Raw genomic sequence first — 17,912 nt, 5'->3', positions numbered from 1 at the left:
TATATTCATCAAAAATCTATTTCCAGTTGTTTTTTAGATGTAGAGTTTGCTATGAGTACACCAGCCAAAATAAGCATAGCGGCAAAATAGCCTTGTACCCCCATGTTTTCATGAAGAAAGATGAATGCAAGTATGGCTGAAAAAATGGGTTCAAGCGCAAAGAGAAAACCGGCGCTTTCAGGTGTCGTGTACTTCTGAGCAATAGGCTGCATAACAAAGCCATAAGCAGAGCAGACGAGTGCCAAACCAAGTATCGCGAACCACTGAATCGCACTAGCCGGCAAAACAGGTGTCTCAAATAGAAAGGTCCCAACGGTTGCAAACAGCGTAGCGAACCCTAGTTGATATATTCCTAGCTGCAAGGCATCAACCTCACGTACAAAGCGATTTGTAACGATAATATGGATTGCATAAAGGAGAGCAGCCACTAAACAATACAATGCTCCGGGTGCAACAGTAAAATCATCGCCGATTAGTAGTAATAATAAACCAGTAGTGACAATCAGAACGCCCCATACAATTTTTTCACTTGGCAGTTTACGTGTGATGACTGTTTGTAACACGGGAACGAGGATAACTGTTGTACTCGTCAAAAAACCAGCTGTAGAAGCAGTCGTGTTTTTCACACCATACATCAGAGCAATGAGAATCCCACATAACAGAGCCCCCACAATCGCACTGTATTTCAATGTCTTAGCATCTACACGGATGATTTTTTTGAAGAATATCGCTACCATAACGATAAACGCAATGCCAAATCGTAAAGCGATAATCATTAATGGGGGAATCTCATCCACAGCGAGCTTCATAAAAATATACGATGCTCCCCAAGCAAATGAAACCGTTGCTAACATCAGGTTTGCTTGTCGTTGTGTCAATCGCGTGGTCCTCCCCTTTCATCTGTTTCTCAAAAGCTTAGCTATATCGTATCACCTGCATTTGCATTAATAAAACGAATATTTATAATGGAACTATTAGAGTTACTAATGTAAAGGTGGTAAAAGAGGATGAATCCGTATGGTGCTTTTATCAAAATCATTGAAATAGGCAGTTTTACCAAAGCAGCTGAAGAGCTCGGCTATACGCAGTCCGCCATTAGCCAAATGGTCCATTCTTTGGAGAAGGAGCTTTCGACCACACTGATTTTGCGCTCCCGTAAAGGGATTACATTGACGCCAGATGGCGAGCAGTTTTTACCCTATATTCGAAATATCAGTAATTCACATCAGGAATTGATCGAAAAACATAATGAGATGCAAGGACTGCAGAGTGGGATTATCCGAATCGGAACGTTTTCAAGTGTTTCATGCAATTGGTTACCAGGATTGATGAAGGATTTTAAGGAACAATATCCAGCTGTTCACTTTGAATTACATCAAGGCGAATATACGAATATCTCTAATTGGATTAAAGATGGTAGCGTAGACTTCGGCTTTGTCAATCCAACAGCTGTATCGAATCTGACAACCATTCCGCTGCAAGAAGATGAAATGCTCGCTGTTTTACCAAGTGATCATCCGTTAGCTATGCATGACAATGTCTCCTTGAAAGAATTAACAAATGATCCCTACATTCTTTTGGACGAGGGAGAACTAAGTGAACCGTTAACCATTTTTAATCATAACAATCTGCAACCCAACATCCAATACCAGGTGCATGATGATTACTCGATTATGGCTATGGTTGAACAAGGACTTGGGCTAACTGTTTTACCTAAACTTGTCTTAAATAGATGCCCATATAACATTGTGACGAAAACGATTTCTCCATCTGTTTTCCGTACAATCAGTTTGGCATACAAGAACAAAAAAGTGCTTCCGATAGCGAGTAGACGTTTTATTGACTTTATTATCGAGAGGTATGGCAATCCTGTTTGAAGTATGTAATAACGCTCCCTAATCATACAGGTGAGTGACGTTATTTTATTACTTACCTCTACGTCATTCCAAGAGAGGAGTAACTTTTATTTTATGGAAAGCAAAAAGAATCCATCTTGAAAAAGATGAATTCTTTCTGCTAAATGATCTATAGATTATTTAAAAGGATGTTTAGCATCAAATAGCCCTAACCGCATTGAATGTTCCTTATTACTGCGTGAAGGATAGCCCACTTTCCTCCAAGGAAGCTCTAAGTATAGGCATCGAAGCTGGACCTATACCGTGAAATTGTAAAATTTCTTTTTCACTAAACGTAGCTAATTGTTGCAATGTCGTAATGTCATGATGCTCCAACGCCCTTCTTGCAGGAGCAGAAAGTTTTGCAAGGAATCCATCGATAGGCTTCCGTTCCTGTTCACATGTCGGACAGACGGGACACTCACTACTCTTGTAGTATTCGTGGCCGTTGCTGCATGTCCGCAAACTTCTTTTTGATGTTGTCATAGTCAGTTGTCCCCTTCCTTACAATCTATACTTCCCTTATTATATAATACTTCGACAAGATTTTTTATCAGCCGATATCTCAAAGTTGTTGGCTGTTAAGCAATTGACGTTCCATTTGCAACGGGCTGATCTGGTTTTAAGAGAACGACATCTCCCTCTTCTGGAATGCCGCCGATAACCAATACTTCCGATTTAAAACCTGCAATACGTCTAACTGGAAAATTGACGATGGCAACGACCTGCTGTCCAATCAGTTGTTCCGGAGCATATCTCTTTGTAATTTGCGCTGAAGAGTATTTCATGCCGAATTCACCAAAATCGATTAACATCTTAATAGCCGGAATCCGTGCTTTGTCAAATGGTTCTGCTTCTACTACCGTCCCCACGCGTATATCCAATTTCAAAAAATCTTCGATTGCTGCCAACATCATCATCCCCTTTGTTAGATATACAATCATTGTTCACAATCTTCACTTTAAAGTAAACTGATAAGCAAATAGAACGCTGTTCCCCATATAAATAGCGCCGAACATTTATTAAATACAATGAAGACTTTACTCGCTATCTTGATTTTCTTCAATGTTGCCCCTGCAATCGTTAAGCCAAGAAACCAAAGCCAGGATACAACAACGCAGGTAATCGCAAAGGCCAGTTGTTCCTGCCCACTATACTTCACTGCGCTCGTCCCAATCACACCTATGATATCCAATAGCGCATGTGGATTCAATAATGATACGGACAGAGCAAAAAGGATTTGTTTGTGAACAGGTAAAGCTTCTTTTCCCTCCATGTTCGCCGCGCCAGAAGACCAGATTACCTTCCCCATGTAGACGAGAAATAAGATACCCAACACTAACAAGCCGAATCGAAGCCATTCAAATTGCAAAACAATCACCGATAAACCCAAGATCGCCAAAATAATTAACAGCGTATCACAAATGGCAGCGGTTATCGCCGCAGGAAAAGCTCTTAACAGATGTGGTTGCGTCACGCCTTGTGTAAACACAAAAACGTTCTGGACACCTAATGGTAAAATCAGTCCAAATGCTAAAATGATACCGTGTAAAATTGGTTCCATTACCTCGTCACTCTTGAAACCGTCAACCCATCTCCAATAGGAATTAACAGTGATTCCAATTGCGGATGATTCGCTACTGTTTCATTAAATGCTTGCATGAATGCCGTATAGCGTTTTGGTTCCGCTTCCTGATCCGCTACACTTCCTCTAGCTAGTACATTATCCATGACGATTAACGCACCCGGTTCCGCAAGTCGAAGGCAAGCGTCTAAATAATTTTCATAGTTTTCTTTATCTGCATCAATGAAGAAAAAATCAAAGCTCTGCCCCTCACCTTCTAATTGTTCAAGGCTATGCAATGCAGGTCCCGTTCGATAGGACACTTGTTCACCAAAGCCTGCTTTTGCTAGATTGCTAGCCGCTAACGTTGCGTATTTCTCCTCTAATTCAAGGGACATCAATTTCCCTTCCATACCGAATCCTCTTGCAAGGCAAATTCCGCTATAGCCGCCAAGTGCACCGATTTCAAGCACGTTTTTCGCTCCTGAAATCGTCATCAGCATCGTTAATAATTTGCCAGAAGACGGCGACACCGATATGGCTGGCATGCCGTTTTCTTCAATGGACGAAATCACTTCATCCAACAAAGCATCTTGCTTTGTAAACACTGTATCGATATAACCGTTAATTTTTTTCATCTATTTCAATCCCTTCTTCTTTAGCATCTACTGACTTTTTACTTTCCACCATTTCGTCCTCATTGATGTCAAATAGTTGAATAAACTCACTGATGACCATATCAATCGCTTTTAATTCACCGACTAAAATGGGTTGAATGGATTGAAATTCTGGTTGATCTAACTGTTGCTTAATCGTTGAACGCTTCAGATGCATGCGCTCTAAAAAAGCAAGAGCCCTCCCCCGCCTAAAAGTCTTGGGACCACCTTGATGTGAACCTTCTTCCCCACCGTGGCGTCTACCGTGATGGCGCCCTTCTCTCTTCGCACGTTCTTCTCTCATAGTGAACCGCCCCCTTGCGTATACATATGTATACGCATCATTATATTTTATAGTGTATACATATGTATACGCATCGTCAATGTTTAATTGTTTGAATTCAATAAAAAAAAGCCTTCCTACACTTTTTATGCAGGAGGGCATTATAAAATTTTATTATTAAAATAAGCATTTATAGATACAGAACCCGAAAGACCTAGACTACCACTGCTTTATTGTCCTTTGGTTCCTTGTTAGCAAATGCTATACCAATTTTCAGCGTAAACACAATCATGACGCTCCATTCTATATAACAGCTATTAAAGAGCATTTATATCTATAATAAAACCAAAAGGATTTTACAACTGCAGACCATCATTTTTCTATCAACATACAGTAGCTCAACTTACACTTTCATGTGCTGTTGAGCCAAATCCGCTAATTTCATTTTTTTAAGATAACTATGCATTTTCTCTTCCGCCTCTTTCATGATAGCCTGAATGGAACATTCATCACCATGGACAAAATCACATTCAAATAACGAGGCTGTACCTTCAATCGCATGGATAATATCTAAAAATGTTATGTCGTCTTTTTTAGACGATAATCGATAGCCCCCATTGGCTCCTGAAATGGATTCGATCATCCCAGCTTTCACTAGCTTGGTTAAAATTTTGGAAAGATAAGTCGGAGAAACAGCCTGGGATTCTGCCAACTGCTGGACTCTGACCGGTTTAGCCTGCGAATCAGTAAAAAGCATAAGCATAGTATGGAGAGCATAATTCGTTGCTTTTGAAAATTTCATAGTACCACCCCTATAAAGACTAATAGGACCTATAATATCCTCGAAATAGATAAACTGTCAACTTGTTCGATTTGCTTCATGAGTCAGGGAGCTGTTACTTACTTACTTACTTACTTACTTACTTACTTACTTACTTACTTACTTACTTACTTACTTACTATCCATGTAAATTAATGCTGATCGTATTGCTCTTTACAGAATTGGAGGGGAGTCTTTCTGGACAGCCTCTCAATTTGAGATATTAGTTTTCAAATTCCTCATTTATCAAATCACCGATGACGCCGATTGCCACTTTACTTCCTTCAGCTGCAGCAATGATTAATTGAGAAGGGAGAGAATTGGAATTATCTCCACTGGCATAAACACCTGCGATATTCGTGCGTCCAAATGTATCGGTTTCGATGCCGCCCATCTTGTTCATGTTACAGCCTAAGGTTTGCGCGAATTGGGCCGCTTGTTGTAAACCAGTCGTCACAAAGCCCCCGTCTCTTGCGATTTCTTTTCCGTTCTTAAATCGAATTTTTTTCAAATAACCTCCTTCTCCTTCTAATTGTAGTATTTCATCTTCTATAACCGTTATATTTTTCTTTATTAATAACTCTTTCTGATCCTGAGAGAGAATGGTTTTTCCATTCGTACAAACGACCACATCTTGACTCCAATTATAAATCATTTTAGTCATATGAAATGCGCGCGGCTCTTCTGATATAACAACTATTGCACGGTTTTTTAATTCCCAACCATCACAAAACGGACAATTAAACAGGCTTGTCCCGTAGAATTCATGAATGCCCGCGATTTGAGGCATAATATCTGTAAGGCCCGTCGATAAAATCACCTTTTTTGCTTGGTATGTGTTCCCGTCCATTGTCCATATACCAAACACTTCATCTATTTTTTGTATATCAATCACTCGTTGCTTTTGAATAGCTAAGTTCGGATATTTCATCAAATCTGCTTGCGCAATTTTTTTAAATTCAGCTGGTTTGATCCCGTCTCTTGTTATAAACCCATGAGACTCCTGCGTGACACCGTTTCTCGGTTTATCTTCATCAAAGAGTATGACCTTTCTTCCAGACCTCGCCACAACAAGTGCTGCATTTAAACCTGCTGGTCCTCCACCAATAATTACGCAATCCAACAACATCTAACCGCTCCCTTTAAATTAAGTATATTCCAGACTTCCAATGTCTATAGTCGATGTAGCAAGTCCTGCCTTCACTAATATTGTTAAATGATCGGCAGGTGGGGACAGTTTTTGCACGCACACCAGCTGTTCCACCCCAACCGATTTACCCTTCGGCATTAACGTCAAATAGACCATCATATGCAAAGCATAATTTGACGCTATTGAATATGACATTCATCCCTACGCACAAACATCTATTACAGACCCTTAATGTCTGCAATTGATTGTAGAGGCTAAGCCGGAAAATAGCAAGCAGGTTGCATGCTTTTTTTGCGGATTGTCACTAGTTTTTCATAATCACCAAGGTGATTTTGGATAGATATGTAGCTCTGTTAAACAACATTTATGATCATCTACTCATAAAATAATAGGACCTATTTATGGTCCCTGTTCGGTATCCTTCTTCACTTAAAACTATTCTCGTATATTTCAAAAAAACTAGATATTTCAGCGCTCTGTTGATTAACATTTCTATCTCTACCTGTAGTTTGCCAACCTAACTTTTTATTATCATTAAAATTCTGATTACTGATAGGTTCCAAATCAAATTCAACAGCTATTGCGTCAAATCCGTCCTTATAATCTAATTTAGCTTGTTCTAACGCCTTCTTAGCATCTTGAAAAATGGGCATTCCATCAACATTAGCCCCGATTTCATAAGCCTCATTATCACCAAAATCAACATTTAATTTACTCACACCATAGTCATCCACAACTGTCGCTGCAGAATTATCACAGGAAACCAAAAAAATAACTGTAAGGATAATCAATAATGTTTTTCTCATGTTTCCTCCTTTTATTTTGTGGATTTTCTATTGGTTAATAATAAATCTCCCCCTCTTTGACAAGATTAAATCTCGTTTTTAACTCTATCTAAAAAAAGTTGTACTTCCCTTGGAGATGTTAAAATAATGACTTGCTTATCATTGGGTAATTGCTCTAATTTCTTTAAAACAACAGGTTTCTTTGTTTTCGGGTAATCCCAAACCCATTTCAGGAAATCAAAGTCCAGCCTCTCATTGACACCTTCCGCCATATCCGGTCTAGATTTTCCCCAGTATCGAATCATACGTTTAACAATTCGATAGATACAGATGACCCTATTAATATCAACGAAAATAATGGTATCCACTGCATTCAGTCTTATATCCATTGTTCCGTTATAATTCCCATCAATGATCCATTTATCTTTTTTCACCAATTCATTTTGCACTTTTCTTTGTTCGTCTTTCGGTGTTGGCGTCCAATTGGGCTTCCAAAACAATGCATCTAAATGATAAACTTCTATGTTCAACTTCTTACCTAATCTTCGTGCCAGAGTAGATTTCCCTGAACCACCTGATCCAATTAATGCAATCTTTTTCATAGTCCGCCACCCCTGTTGTATGCTTTTTATAATACTGAACCGCCTCGATAGCTGAAGAAGAACAGGGCGTTGTACCTTACTCGTCCTTTTCCGTAAGAATGCCTTATAAATCCTATAAACAAAATAAGAACGCCCGCTGTGGACGTCCCTTTATTCACTGTTTAATGCATGTTTTTTATATAGTCCATGCCTTGCGATGTAATCGCTAAAACTAGATTATCTGACCCCCGCCCACTATCTGTGGCATATTCTTTTTCGATCAGGTACTCAATCGCTAATTTACTCTTTACATCGGCATTTACCATTGCTTTAGGTAATGTATAACTTCCTCCATTATTAGCAAAATGATAATCATAGAGGCTCTGTAACAGTAGATCCGATAGGTTATTTCTTTCTTCATTCGTCATGAATGATCCCCTCCCCTGTTCAACATTCGACAAAAGTGGTAAGAATCCTTCTAAGACAAAATTCATTGCTGCACATGTTGCCTCATGACTGAACCTAAGCACCGTTAGTTTAATAAGCCCATGAGTAATGGTATGAAAATCATACCGACTACAATCCACACACTCAATTGATTATCAATCCGTTTATTTCCAATTTTAAAACGACCTTCAATCTTTTTGGATAAATAGGTAAGAGAGAAGAAAATAAGACCAAAAATCGAGTACTTGACTAATATCTGATCTTTTATCACAGGCTCAATACCATAAAAATAAACACCAAACGCAATCATGACCATCAATATTTGTATCAAGCTAGAAATTCTCATTGATTCGCTCCCAATTAACCCCAACTATTCTCTACGTTCGTTTAGATGGATCCCTTACCTATAGAGTGACTATCCTATCTTTGATGTAATTATATAGATAAATAAGATAAGCCCCTCTAGTATCAGCGTAACTCCCCAAACAATGATAAGCCAGTTAAACATTCTATATGCGTGTATCAGAACCCATTCCCAATGGGAATAGTCATCGATAGTCAGTTGTGCAAAAATAAAAATTAGAAGATGAAGGTTTTAAAATCATTCAGCGTTCAATAAGAACCTAGCAACTCACTCTGAGGCTGAGTCCTATAAGAGTCAATGTGGCTCTACATGTACCTGAACATCATAGACACCATAATCTTTCATCATGACTTTTTCAACATGCGTAGCGATGTCATGGGCTTCTTTAATACCTAACGTAGAATTAACAAGGATGACAACATCTATGACCTCATTACTACCGTAGTTTCTCCCTCTAATTTCTTTAATCCCCTTGATTCCATCTATATTTGAAATAACATGCCGATAAATCTCAATTTTATTGGCATCGAATCCATCAGAAAGCTCATGAGAAGCTTCTTTAAAGATATCCCAAGCTGTTTTACAAATTAATAAACCTACAATAATCGCAGTTAGCGTATCAAGCCATGGCATATTAAGTTGCGATCCGAATATACCTACCGCTGTCCCAATACTTACCCAAGCGTCTGATATGTTATCTTTTGCAGCTGCCATCACCGCTTTGCTATTTATTTGATTTGCCAATTTTTTATTATAGCGATAAACAAAATACATGACGATGGCTGAAAAAACACCTACATATGCAGCAAGAATATTAGGAGTCTCTTTCCCACCCTGAAACATGGAGCTAACAGCGTCATTCAGTACTTGTATACCAACCGCTAACATAATAAATGATGCAATCATTGATGCAATCGTTTCACTCTTCCAATGACCGTATCTGTGGTCTTTATCTGGTGGTCTTTGTGAAATTCTAAGTCCAATAAGTATTGCAATTGAAGCAACGATGTCAGTGGTGTTATTTAGACCATCTGCTTTTAGTGCAGCAGAATCACTCATATACGCAATCGCCAACTTCAAAATCGAAAGACATATATACGCAATGATACTTATTATTGCTCCACGCTCACCTAATTTAAGGTCATTGTACTTTTCATTATCCATATTCACCCTCCCTGCATACTCGAACAATTCAAACTAGATAGGTCGATTCTCCCATCTAGGATTCTTTCCTTGAAGCAACAAAAAACCTCGACTGATAGCAGTCGAGGTTTTGGTAGTAAAAAATATGTGATTTTAAATGAAGTTTTCCCCATATACGATCACCCGCAAAGTTTTGGCTTTTTTAAACTATACCATAAAAAGTATTAGGCATCAATTTTTTGTAGATTTATTCCAATCGAAGGTTTATGCCTTATGCGTTACTTTATAGCTGAAAATATTGCATTCAACTGTAAACAAAATTGATATTGCCAATCGCTGTATGGTCACTATGTACAGATTTAAGAATGTTGAAGTCAGCTTATTTTTTTACTGGACTAAAATGCACCGTTACTCGAGTAAGAAATATTTAAAATAATGTCTTGTGGTTTATCCAATCATCTATATCAACACTACCTTGAACAGATAATAAACGATATAAGTATCGATAAGCTGTCCTACATAATGTTAAGTTAGGAATTTCCATAACGCTTTCATAACCAGCTTTAAAACTCATTGCAGCTTTTTCATCTAAAACATATTCTAACGCGATAAAGTCTAACTCTCTAGGAGCTATAACATATGCCTCCGTATCTACTAGACCAGTAATTACTTTACTGTCGGCTAAAAATTGTGTAGGATCCATATCAACTAGCACAAAAGTAGACGATTCAGGAGCTGGTAATTTATCTAGTAAATCATTTATTTCAAGTAGCTTATCTTTTATCCGTTCTTGATCAAGGTAAAACATAGACACTAACTCAGCTATTATATCCTTTACATGTTGATGAAAGTCTTCCAATCTTACATTAAAACTTCCAGAGGGGTTGCCTATGTAATTTTCATTGTACGTATGAATTTTGGCCAAGCCTTCCCCTAAACTTTGTAACACCGAAGAGGGCTGATCGATAAATGATTGGACCACTTTTCCTTTTAGTTTTTCTACAACAACGAATTCTCTTTCGAATGCTTTCCCCTTATTTATCACTCTAGGAACTGGTATAGATGAAAGATCACTTAATTTATTATTTACGTGTTCTAATTCATGGACTTGTCTTGGGTCGATTCCAAAGAGCTTTCTACATCCCCACCAGAACTCATTATTAGATTCTTCTTTCAATCTTGAAGAACGAACTACTACTTCTTGATTATCTGTTTTAACCGACCAAACGTCACTAGCATGGTCTTCATAGCCAGGACTTAATTCAACAATTTCATTAATCGGTTCTTCAAACAAAAATTGTAGGTCCATCACACAATCCTACTTTCAGATATTTTTTAATTATAAATCTATAATAATGTAAGTTTTATCTAATCTTCAACAAAACTGTCGCCTTAGTTCAAAAAAAGCCGTATAAGCTGGCCAATGATTTTCAAGTAAAACATCCCGTACATTAAATAAGAAAAGATAACTAACCAATTCTTTTTAGAATTGTCGACAAGCCTCGAAAACTCCATACAAATTATCCACTCTCTCGCCCCATAAGCACAAAAAAGACGGTGCACAGTAGACTGCAACTGGGCACCGTTTTAAAAATCTAAAGTTTTTGGTTTGACCATTTCCACTCATTTCAACTGAAATCCAACATCAAACTAGCATCATTTACGTCTCACAAACAAAGCTTTATACCACTGATTCACCAAAAACGGCATGAAGGACAAGCTGTAGATAAAGCCTAATTGTGTGCCAGTTAATGGTGCAACTTCAAATACACCGGTCAGTGATGGCATAAATAATACGGCATGCAAACATACAAAACCGATTAAAAATGCGTACCACGTATATTTATTGGAAAAGACTCCAATTGTAAAGATTGATTCCTTCGATCTCGAGTTGAAACCATGGATTAATCTGGACAAGCATAATGTGGTAAATGCCATTGTGCTGGCAGTTTGCGCATCCCCCGCCTGTAGTCCCATTCGAAAGGCAATAATGGTGGCAATCGCGATTAACACCCCTTCGAGTATCACTTGCGTCGTAAATGATTTATTTAATAAAGAGGTGTGAATATCTCTAGGTTTATCTTTCATTATTTTTTTATTATGTGGCTCTAAACCGATGGCAATGGCTGGCAAACTATCGGTCAGTAAGTTGATAAATAGCAAATGCACGGGTGCAAAAGGAACAGATAAACCCATTACCGTGGCATATAAAACTACAAAAATGGCACCTGCATTTCCTGATAATAAGAAGAGAATGGCATTTTTAATGTTCGTATAGAGGCTTCTGCCATTCGAAATCGCTTTGACAATTGTTGAAAAATTATCATCCGTTAAGATCATAGAAGATGCATCTTTCGCCACTTCGGTACCTGTTATCCCCATTGCCACACCGATATCGGATTGTTTTAAGGCAGGGCCATCATTGACACCATCTCCTGTCATTGCAACGACATGACCTTTTTCCTGCCACGCTTTCACGATACGAATCTTATGCTCGGGTGTGACGCGGGCGTAGACGGAGAAATCTTGGACCTTGTCTTGTAGCTGTTCATCCGTTAACCCTTCAATTTCATATCCTTCAATCGCTTCTGCTGGATCTGTTAATATCCCAATTTGTCTGGCAATCGCAGTTGCTGTTATTTTATGGTCACCGGTAATCATAACGGGTTTAATGCCCGCTTTTATACAGCTTTCAACCGCTGCTTTTGACTCTTTTCTCGGAGGATCCATCATCGCTAATAAACCGAGGAAGATTAAATCTCTTTCACCCCAAGTATCGATGGGTTGATGTGCCGGGATCTCTTTATAAGTAATCGCCAATACTCTTAAACCATTCATCGAAAAATCACGATTCACTTCTTCGATTTTGTTACGCTGTTCTTGCGTAATCGCACGTACACCTGTAGACGTTTCGATTTTCACGATTTTAGGGAGTAGAACATCTACTGCGCCCTTTGTAATCATGATGGTTTGCTGATTGAACCGATTCACTGTCGTCATCAGCTTTCTGTCTGAATCAAACGGAATTTCCGCTAATCTTGGATAATGTTCTCTAGCGACTAATTCATCAAAATTGTACTGCTTTCCTAACTTCACAAGTGCAATTTCGGTAGGGTCACCGATTTCTTTTTTGTCTCTTTCCAAAGCATCATTACATAACAGTGCTTGTAGGATCAATTTTTTCTCTATATTATTTTCTAGATGCAATTGATCGTGTGGGATAACTTTTTGATCGACAAAAGCGTGTTGAACAACCATTTTATTTTCGGTCAACGTTCCCGTTTTGTCTGAACAAATAACAGATACACTACCCAAACTTTCAACAGCATAGAGCTTTCGGATAATGGCATTTTCCTTCGCCATTTTTTGCGTCCCAAAAGCCAGCACTATGGTGACAATAGAACTTAATGCTTCTGGAATGGCTGCCACTGCAAGCGAAACAGCAAACATAAACGATTCGACTAACTCGCGTCCCCTGAAGAGATCGATCGTGAATATGGCTAAACAGATCAGCGTAATGCCTAACGCTAGTTTTTCACCAAATTGATCGAGACTTACTTGTAGTGGGGTTCTCTTCTCTTTCGCGGTATTGAGTAGATTGGCGATTTCCCCGATTTCAGTTTCCATACCAATCGCGGTAACAGCGACAACGCCACGTCCATTGGTGACAAAGCTGCCAGTGAAAACCATATTCTTTTTATCCCCTATGGTGATATGATCCTCTTTGATGGGCTCGATACATTTAGCGACAGCCAACGATTCACCTGTCAGCGAACTTTCATTGACATGCAGATTATAACTTTCCACTAATCGACCATCTGCGCTTATATAATCACCAGCATCCAAATACAGAAGATCACCGACCACTATTTCATCTGAAGGAATCTCCATAATCTGATTATCGCGCATCACTTTCGCAACTGGAGAGGTCAAATTTTTCAGACTATCCAAAGACTGTTCTGCCTTCACATGCTGGACAGTGCCCAGAATTGAATTTAAAATAATAACTATCAAAATCACAATCGTACTTTCTACTTCCCCTAATAGAAATGAAATGGCAGCAGCAACCATTAAAATAATAACTAATAAATCCTTAAACTGCGCAAAGAAAACGGCAAATGTACTTGTCCTTTTTCCTTCCTCCAATTCATTATACCCGTATATTTCTTGTCTCTTTTGGACGTCATGATCACTCAATCCTTGATGGGTTACGCCCAACTTGTCCATGGCTTCAACTGTTGATTGTTGATGATAGTCTGACATTCAATTCCCCTTCCCATGTGTATTTGGTAGACTATCATGCGATCGAATAGGCCCTTTTGACTTGTCCTTTCTTATGCATGTAGTGCATTCATTTGCATCGTCAACCATTCAATTTGCGTATCTCCACGTCTTACTTAACACTTTACCAATTCTATTCCGTTACCAAGCTCAGTATGCTACCATTCGGGATAGAAATTTAAATCACTCGCACATTCCAATAGTTTGCTCGATTTCCTAGACTAGATGATGGTATTCCGATAGAATCCACCCCCGTTTTAACACTTACAATTACACCTAAAAAAACCCTCGCCACTATTCACGGCGAGGGTTTCTCCTTCTATTCACTTGTTACTAGATTTTCTATTTTGTCGAAGGCGCGATGCACCATAAATCATTACAAACAAGACAAAGCCTATTAGAATAAGGACATTCGACTGTGGGTCGCTATTTCGCGGGATGGAATCCTGAAATACTTTTAACAGAACTAACATGCCTATGCCTATCACAATGCTGACAACTGTTGCTATTCGCATAAGTTTCCCCCCTTAAAAAACCTTTCTTTCATATATACGAATCGACAGCAACCAGGAACCTACATAGAGCACCAAAACTGACAAGGCGATGAGCAAATAGAACTGAGTAGTTGGTAACGTTAATACCACTTGTACAAACTCCCTAATTTTGTCGTTCGAGTTCGGGATAATTAAAGGAATAACCACCATATAAATGACTAAAGAAACAAGCGCACCAATGAGCATATACTGGCTTTTGAATTTATACGAGAATGGGAACATCAATGAGATCCCTACCATCACAGGGCTAACAATAAATAGTACGTCTTTCCATATCGTTATTTCTCGATGGATGATTAAATTGCCAATAATAATGGTGACAACAACAATCCCCATGAAAACGAATGCACCCATGTATTTTGCACTGACAATTTCTTTTCGTGTATAAGGTAAAGAATTGAGCAGCATATGAATTGAGGCTTTTTCATCAACACTATAAGCATTCATGATGATTGCGATGCTAAATATAATGCCTCCCCAGATCGATGAATTTTCTAGAAATAAATAAACAACTAAAAGTGGTAACAAAAACATTATCGTTGTTTTTTGTAAGAGAACATCTTTACGTATTAAATTAAGCATACTGTTCAGCCCCTTTCTTTGTATAAAACATAATATCTTCAAGGGTTGCCTTCTCAATCAAAGCCATTTCTCCAAAAATAGTTTCGATTCGTGCCTTGTTATCCGTTAGTGCTACAAAGCCGTGGGCAGATTTTCGAATGCCTATAAACTCCTGCTCCGTATCCGCATCTAATAGCTCCATTCCGCCTTTTACAATGGCATACTCTTCTTCAACTTTATAAAATTCCTTTGTAAAAATATGCTCCCCATTATGAACAAATGTAATATAATCAGCAATGCGATCTAAATCAGTTGTGATATGCGTAGAAAAGAAAATTGTTTTTTCGCTATCCTGCATAAGTTCATGTAGGATATCTAACAACTCCCTACGAAAAACCGGGTCTAATCCGGACGTCGGTTCATCCATAATGATTAATTCCGCATGATGTGACAAAGCGATGGTTAGCGACGCTTTCATCATCATTCCTTTCGAAAATGTCTTAATCTTTTTATTCAGCGGCAGATCAAATGTTTGAACATAATAATTGAATAGATTGTCATCCCAATTTGAATAGGACGGTTTTATTATCCCTTTCATTTCCGCTAACGTTACATTTTCATAAAAAATATTTTCATCGAATACAAAACCAATGCGCTGTTTGATTTCTTTTTCATGCTCCTGATAATTCAAACCGAATATCGAAATTGTTCCGCTATCGGGTTTCAATAAATTCATTATCAGTTTAATCGTTGTTGATTTCCCTACACCATTTCCACCGATAAACCCCGTCACGAACCCTTTTTTTACCGTTAGATTAAAATCCTTTAGTTGAAAACCATCAAATGATTTTTGAACATGGCTTAATTCAATCACATTTTCCATTAGTCATCCTCCGTATACAAAAATGATAGCATTTCTTTAAGCTCGCCTAAGCTCAGTCCCATTTCCTTACCGTTTTGAATAGCGACCCCCAACTTTTCTTCAATCACTTTCATTTTTCTTTCCTTCATCATCTCCATGTTTTGTTCTGCCACAAACGAACCTTTGCCCACAATGGAATAGATAAAGCCATTTTTCTCAAGTTCTTCATAAGCGCGTTTCGTTGTAATGACACTAATCTCTATATCTTTCGCGAGTTGGCGCATTGAAGGAAGCGACTGTCCTTCCTGCAAGTCACCTGTCAAAATCAGCTTTTTAATTTGCGCATAGATCTGCCCATAAATCGGCTCTTTTGAACTGTTTGATATAATAATTTGCATGCAACTACCTCTTTACTGATTATTGTATATATACTATATACACACTATATACATAATATACCGATTTTGCAAGCAGTATTATTGTTAAAATCAAAAAAAACAGAAACCAAGAGATTTGCGATAGCATCACCTCCTGGTTTCTGTTTTGAATTATGTAATTACGTTTTCCTTTACTGGGGTGGGGCGAGTTCTTATAGGGAAATTAAGTCAAGCCCGATTTCCGCTATAAGTAGGTGAGTTCCGCCGGCTTGGCTTCGGCCACTTCAATCCACAACATCATAATCAATCATTCGTTTGTTCAATTGAAGTAGGTACTGATGAATGTAATCGTCACATATATTCATATCGAGATTTCATCGATACTTAAGTCAAATCGTATAGGAATAAGTCTTAGGTTATTCCCTTTTTAATAGGTTTTCAGATAGCTTTATTAGGTAATTGACTTTCATTTAATAGCAGTTACTATTAATGAAGGGGGGTGATAAGGGTGATTAAATCATCATTATCTGTATCCAAAGTATTGACATCTATTTTTTAATACTTTGGTAGGTGAATATTGTATTTTCCTCTAAAGTAGAAATTACTCTGAATGAGAGAAGGAAAATATAATGACATCACAAATGATACATCCATACGAATTTATATTTGTAAAAAAGCAAGTAGCAAACCTCGTAAATGCTTATAGGTCTGTAAATGATAGTAGTATAATTCAAACATTACAAGGACTTACACGCGAAAATGTGGAAATGGTTTTAAACGATGAAAGTCAGTTTTCCCACATCATTGACCAGTTTATGGATCAGAAATTAACGAAAACAAATGCTGAAAAAATTTTAAACGAACTAAAAGAATTTGTGATCCCTTTTAAGCAGCCATCCGAAAAACAATTAATTAAATCGTTTAAGAAGGTTAAAAAGTTCAAGCAACCGAATTGGCCTGAATATGATTTAAGAGATTTTAATTATTTTGGTTGGAACGATAAAGGCACACAGCGTAAATATATGGTTCTCTATCATAATGAACAGCTCGTTGGATTTTCGGGCATACTGTCGCCGAACACTCACAAAGGGGCTTGTGCAATTTGTAACGAAATATCAAATGTTTCTTTATTTTTAACTACAACGAAATTTTCTGGTGATGGAACTTACACGAAAAAAGGAAATTATATTTGCCACGATAGTGTACGCTGCAACCAGCAGATGTCAGATTTAAAGTTCTTAACGAATTTTATTAACATCATCAATCATTAAAAACAGAAGTTACTATCAGCTAACCTTGTCAGGCGTACCAGTGCGAAAGCATTCCTTTGAATTCTTGGTTGTCATGTTTGTTGGCTAACCAAAATGACTAATAAATAATTTGATCCAACACTTGGCGCACCGTGTACAATTGCTTTTGATTGAACGCATGCGCTACCATTACCGAGAAGTCTTGATGTGTGTAGGAATGCGAATTCATCGCGTTTCTACACACTTTTACAGTCATCGCATGGTGGTCTTTGATCCATTGCTCTACAAAGGCATAAAAGCAGAAGTGCCAATGCTCTTGGAGAAAAATGAATAGCAGGC

At 38.1% G+C, this 17,912-nt stretch carries 22 protein-coding genes and 1 pseudogene; 3 read left to right on the top strand and 20 right to left on the bottom strand.

Annotation, left to right across the window (positions count from 1 at the left end):
* Positions 1-8: 8 nt before the first annotated feature.
* On the bottom strand, positions 9-878 hold the full coding sequence (locus tag ACIQ0H_RS03090) for a DMT family transporter (RefSeq protein ID WP_403410755.1): 870 nt from the start codon (positions 876-878) through the stop codon (positions 9-11).
* 129 nt (positions 879-1,007) lie between these two features.
* Between ACIQ0H_RS03090 and ACIQ0H_RS03085 the strand changes: the two genes are divergently transcribed.
* The gene (locus ACIQ0H_RS03085) at positions 1,008-1,877 is read left to right on the top strand and encodes a LysR family transcriptional regulator (RefSeq protein WP_403410753.1); all 870 of its coding nucleotides are present in this window, start codon (positions 1,008-1,010) and stop codon (positions 1,875-1,877) included.
* 210 nt (positions 1,878-2,087) lie between these two features.
* On the opposite strand, the gene ACIQ0H_RS03080 is transcribed toward ACIQ0H_RS03085, so the two are convergent.
* The 19 genes and pseudogenes from ACIQ0H_RS03080 to ACIQ0H_RS02990 form a co-directional block, all read right to left on the bottom strand.
* Positions 2,088-2,381 (bottom strand): RNA polymerase alpha subunit C-terminal domain-containing protein, encoded by a 294-nt coding sequence (locus ACIQ0H_RS03080; protein WP_403410750.1) that lies wholly within the window; start codon positions 2,379-2,381, stop codon positions 2,088-2,090.
* A gap of 95 nt (positions 2,382-2,476) precedes the next feature.
* Positions 2,477-2,806 (bottom strand): chaperone CsaA, encoded by a 330-nt coding sequence (gene csaA, locus ACIQ0H_RS03075; RefSeq protein ID WP_403410747.1) that lies wholly within the window; start codon positions 2,804-2,806, stop codon positions 2,477-2,479.
* A gap of 50 nt (positions 2,807-2,856) precedes the next feature.
* Entirely contained in the window at positions 2,857-3,459 is a 603-nt protein-coding gene (locus tag ACIQ0H_RS03070; protein ID WP_403410744.1) for a LysE/ArgO family amino acid transporter, read from the bottom strand.
* A complete protein-coding gene (locus ACIQ0H_RS03065) occupies positions 3,459-4,097 on the bottom strand; it encodes an O-methyltransferase (protein WP_403410741.1) in 639 nt (212 codons plus the stop codon). The genes ACIQ0H_RS03070 and ACIQ0H_RS03065 overlap by 1 nt, the downstream gene beginning before the upstream one ends.
* Positions 4,084-4,419, bottom strand: coding sequence for a hypothetical protein (locus ACIQ0H_RS03060; RefSeq protein ID WP_403410738.1), 336 nt, complete (start codon positions 4,417-4,419; stop codon positions 4,084-4,086). Before ACIQ0H_RS03060 ends, ACIQ0H_RS03065 begins: the two co-directional genes overlap by 14 nt.
* Positions 4,420-4,801: 382 nt before the next feature.
* The gene (locus ACIQ0H_RS03055) at positions 4,802-5,200 is read right to left on the bottom strand and encodes an Rrf2 family transcriptional regulator (RefSeq protein ID WP_403410735.1); all 399 of its coding nucleotides are present in this window, start codon (positions 5,198-5,200) and stop codon (positions 4,802-4,804) included.
* 241 nt (positions 5,201-5,441) lie between these two features.
* A complete protein-coding gene (locus ACIQ0H_RS03050; protein WP_403410732.1) occupies positions 5,442-6,347 on the bottom strand; it encodes an NAD(P)/FAD-dependent oxidoreductase in 906 nt (301 codons plus the stop codon).
* Between the two features lie 48 nt (positions 6,348-6,395).
* Positions 6,396-6,563: pseudogene (locus ACIQ0H_RS03045) on the bottom strand (transcriptional regulator); the annotation flags it as partial.
* 230 nt (positions 6,564-6,793) lie between these two features.
* Positions 6,794-7,174 (bottom strand): hypothetical protein, encoded by a 381-nt coding sequence (locus ACIQ0H_RS03040; protein WP_403410729.1) that lies wholly within the window; start codon positions 7,172-7,174, stop codon positions 6,794-6,796.
* A 65-nt stretch (positions 7,175-7,239) separates the two neighbouring features.
* A complete protein-coding gene (locus ACIQ0H_RS03035) occupies positions 7,240-7,755 on the bottom strand; it encodes a DNA topology modulation protein (RefSeq protein ID WP_403410726.1) in 516 nt (171 codons plus the stop codon).
* Positions 7,756-7,916: 161 nt separating this feature from the next.
* Positions 7,917-8,162, bottom strand: coding sequence for a hypothetical protein (locus ACIQ0H_RS03030; RefSeq protein ID WP_403410723.1), 246 nt, complete (start codon positions 8,160-8,162; stop codon positions 7,917-7,919).
* Positions 8,163-8,266: 104 nt separating this feature from the next.
* A complete protein-coding gene (locus ACIQ0H_RS03025; RefSeq protein WP_403410720.1) occupies positions 8,267-8,527 on the bottom strand; it encodes a hypothetical protein in 261 nt (86 codons plus the stop codon).
* 312 nt (positions 8,528-8,839) lie between these two features.
* Entirely contained in the window at positions 8,840-9,709 is an 870-nt protein-coding gene (locus ACIQ0H_RS03020; RefSeq protein ID WP_403410717.1) for a cation diffusion facilitator family transporter, read from the bottom strand.
* 406 nt (positions 9,710-10,115) lie between these two features.
* Positions 10,116-10,997, bottom strand: a complete 882-nt coding sequence (locus tag ACIQ0H_RS03015) for an aminoglycoside phosphotransferase family protein (RefSeq protein WP_403410714.1) — start codon at positions 10,995-10,997, stop codon at positions 10,116-10,118.
* Between the two features lie 347 nt (positions 10,998-11,344).
* A complete protein-coding gene (locus ACIQ0H_RS03010; protein WP_403410711.1) occupies positions 11,345-13,951 on the bottom strand; it encodes a cation-translocating P-type ATPase in 2,607 nt (868 codons plus the stop codon).
* Between the two features lie 341 nt (positions 13,952-14,292).
* Positions 14,293-14,484 (bottom strand): hypothetical protein, encoded by a 192-nt coding sequence (locus ACIQ0H_RS03005; protein WP_403410708.1) that lies wholly within the window; start codon positions 14,482-14,484, stop codon positions 14,293-14,295.
* A 12-nt stretch (positions 14,485-14,496) separates the two neighbouring features.
* Entirely contained in the window at positions 14,497-15,105 is a 609-nt protein-coding gene (locus tag ACIQ0H_RS03000) for an ABC-2 transporter permease (protein WP_403410705.1), read from the bottom strand.
* On the bottom strand, positions 15,098-15,967 hold the full coding sequence (locus ACIQ0H_RS02995; RefSeq protein ID WP_403410702.1) for an ABC transporter ATP-binding protein: 870 nt from the start codon (positions 15,965-15,967) through the stop codon (positions 15,098-15,100). The genes ACIQ0H_RS03000 and ACIQ0H_RS02995 overlap by 8 nt, the downstream gene beginning before the upstream one ends.
* Positions 15,967-16,344 (bottom strand): GntR family transcriptional regulator, encoded by a 378-nt coding sequence (locus ACIQ0H_RS02990; RefSeq protein ID WP_403410700.1) that lies wholly within the window; start codon positions 16,342-16,344, stop codon positions 15,967-15,969. The genes ACIQ0H_RS02995 and ACIQ0H_RS02990 overlap by 1 nt, the downstream gene beginning before the upstream one ends.
* Before the next feature lie 608 nt (positions 16,345-16,952).
* Here ACIQ0H_RS02990 and ACIQ0H_RS02985 point away from each other — a divergent pair.
* Positions 16,953-17,594 carry a FusB/FusC family EF-G-binding protein gene (locus ACIQ0H_RS02985; protein WP_403410697.1) on the top strand — a complete coding sequence of 214 codons (642 nt, stop codon included), beginning with the start codon at positions 16,953-16,955 and terminating at the stop codon, positions 17,592-17,594.
* A 121-nt stretch (positions 17,595-17,715) separates the two neighbouring features.
* Positions 17,716-17,907 carry a hypothetical protein gene (locus tag ACIQ0H_RS02980; protein ID WP_403410694.1) on the top strand — a complete coding sequence of 64 codons (192 nt, stop codon included), beginning with the start codon at positions 17,716-17,718 and terminating at the stop codon, positions 17,905-17,907.
* Positions 17,908-17,912: the final 5 nt, after the last annotated feature.

The organism is Sporosarcina sp. NPDC096371 (assembly GCF_044762865.1).
Classification (GTDB): domain Bacteria; phylum Bacillota; class Bacilli; order Bacillales_A; family Planococcaceae; genus Sporosarcina.
The sequence above is the reverse complement of the archived record's forward strand: the minus strand, read 5'-3'. Positions and strand labels throughout refer to the sequence as shown.

Coding starts and splice junctions, on each gene's coding strand:
- ACIQ0H_RS03085 (WP_403410753.1), top strand. CDS start 1,008: ATGAATCCGTATGGTGCTTTTATCAAAATCATTGAAATAGGCAGTTTT.
- ACIQ0H_RS03080 (WP_403410750.1), bottom strand. CDS start 2,381: ATGACAACATCAAAAAGAAGTTTGCGGACATGCAGCAACGGCCACGAA.
- ACIQ0H_RS03070 (WP_403410744.1), bottom strand. CDS start 3,459: ATGGAACCAATTTTACACGGTATCATTTTAGCATTTGGACTGATTTTA.
- ACIQ0H_RS03065 (WP_403410741.1), bottom strand. CDS start 4,097: ATGAAAAAAATTAACGGTTATATCGATACAGTGTTTACAAAGCAAGAT.
- ACIQ0H_RS03060 (WP_403410738.1), bottom strand. CDS start 4,419: ATGAGAGAAGAACGTGCGAAGAGAGAAGGGCGCCATCACGGTAGACGC.
- ACIQ0H_RS03055 (WP_403410735.1), bottom strand. CDS start 5,200: ATGAAATTTTCAAAAGCAACGAATTATGCTCTCCATACTATGCTTATG.
- ACIQ0H_RS03050 (WP_403410732.1), bottom strand. CDS start 6,347: ATGTTGTTGGATTGCGTAATTATTGGTGGAGGACCAGCAGGTTTAAAT.
- ACIQ0H_RS03040 (WP_403410729.1), bottom strand. CDS start 7,174: ATGAGAAAAACATTATTGATTATCCTTACAGTTATTTTTTTGGTTTCC.
- ACIQ0H_RS03035 (WP_403410726.1), bottom strand. CDS start 7,755: ATGAAAAAGATTGCATTAATTGGATCAGGTGGTTCAGGGAAATCTACT.
- ACIQ0H_RS03030 (WP_403410723.1), bottom strand. CDS start 8,162: ATGACGAATGAAGAAAGAAATAACCTATCGGATCTACTGTTACAGAGC.
- ACIQ0H_RS03025 (WP_403410720.1), bottom strand. CDS start 8,527: ATGAGAATTTCTAGCTTGATACAAATATTGATGGTCATGATTGCGTTT.
- ACIQ0H_RS03020 (WP_403410717.1), bottom strand. CDS start 9,709: ATGGATAATGAAAAGTACAATGACCTTAAATTAGGTGAGCGTGGAGCA.
- ACIQ0H_RS03015 (WP_403410714.1), bottom strand. CDS start 10,997: ATGGACCTACAATTTTTGTTTGAAGAACCGATTAATGAAATTGTTGAA.
- ACIQ0H_RS03010 (WP_403410711.1), bottom strand. CDS start 13,951: ATGTCAGACTATCATCAACAATCAACAGTTGAAGCCATGGACAAGTTG.
- ACIQ0H_RS03005 (WP_403410708.1), bottom strand. CDS start 14,484: ATGCGAATAGCAACAGTTGTCAGCATTGTGATAGGCATAGGCATGTTA.
- ACIQ0H_RS03000 (WP_403410705.1), bottom strand. CDS start 15,105: ATGCTTAATTTAATACGTAAAGATGTTCTCTTACAAAAAACAACGATA.
- ACIQ0H_RS02995 (WP_403410702.1), bottom strand. CDS start 15,967: ATGGAAAATGTGATTGAATTAAGCCATGTTCAAAAATCATTTGATGGT.
- ACIQ0H_RS02990 (WP_403410700.1), bottom strand. CDS start 16,344: ATGCAAATTATTATATCAAACAGTTCAAAAGAGCCGATTTATGGGCAG.
- ACIQ0H_RS02985 (WP_403410697.1), top strand. CDS start 16,953: ATGACATCACAAATGATACATCCATACGAATTTATATTTGTAAAAAAG.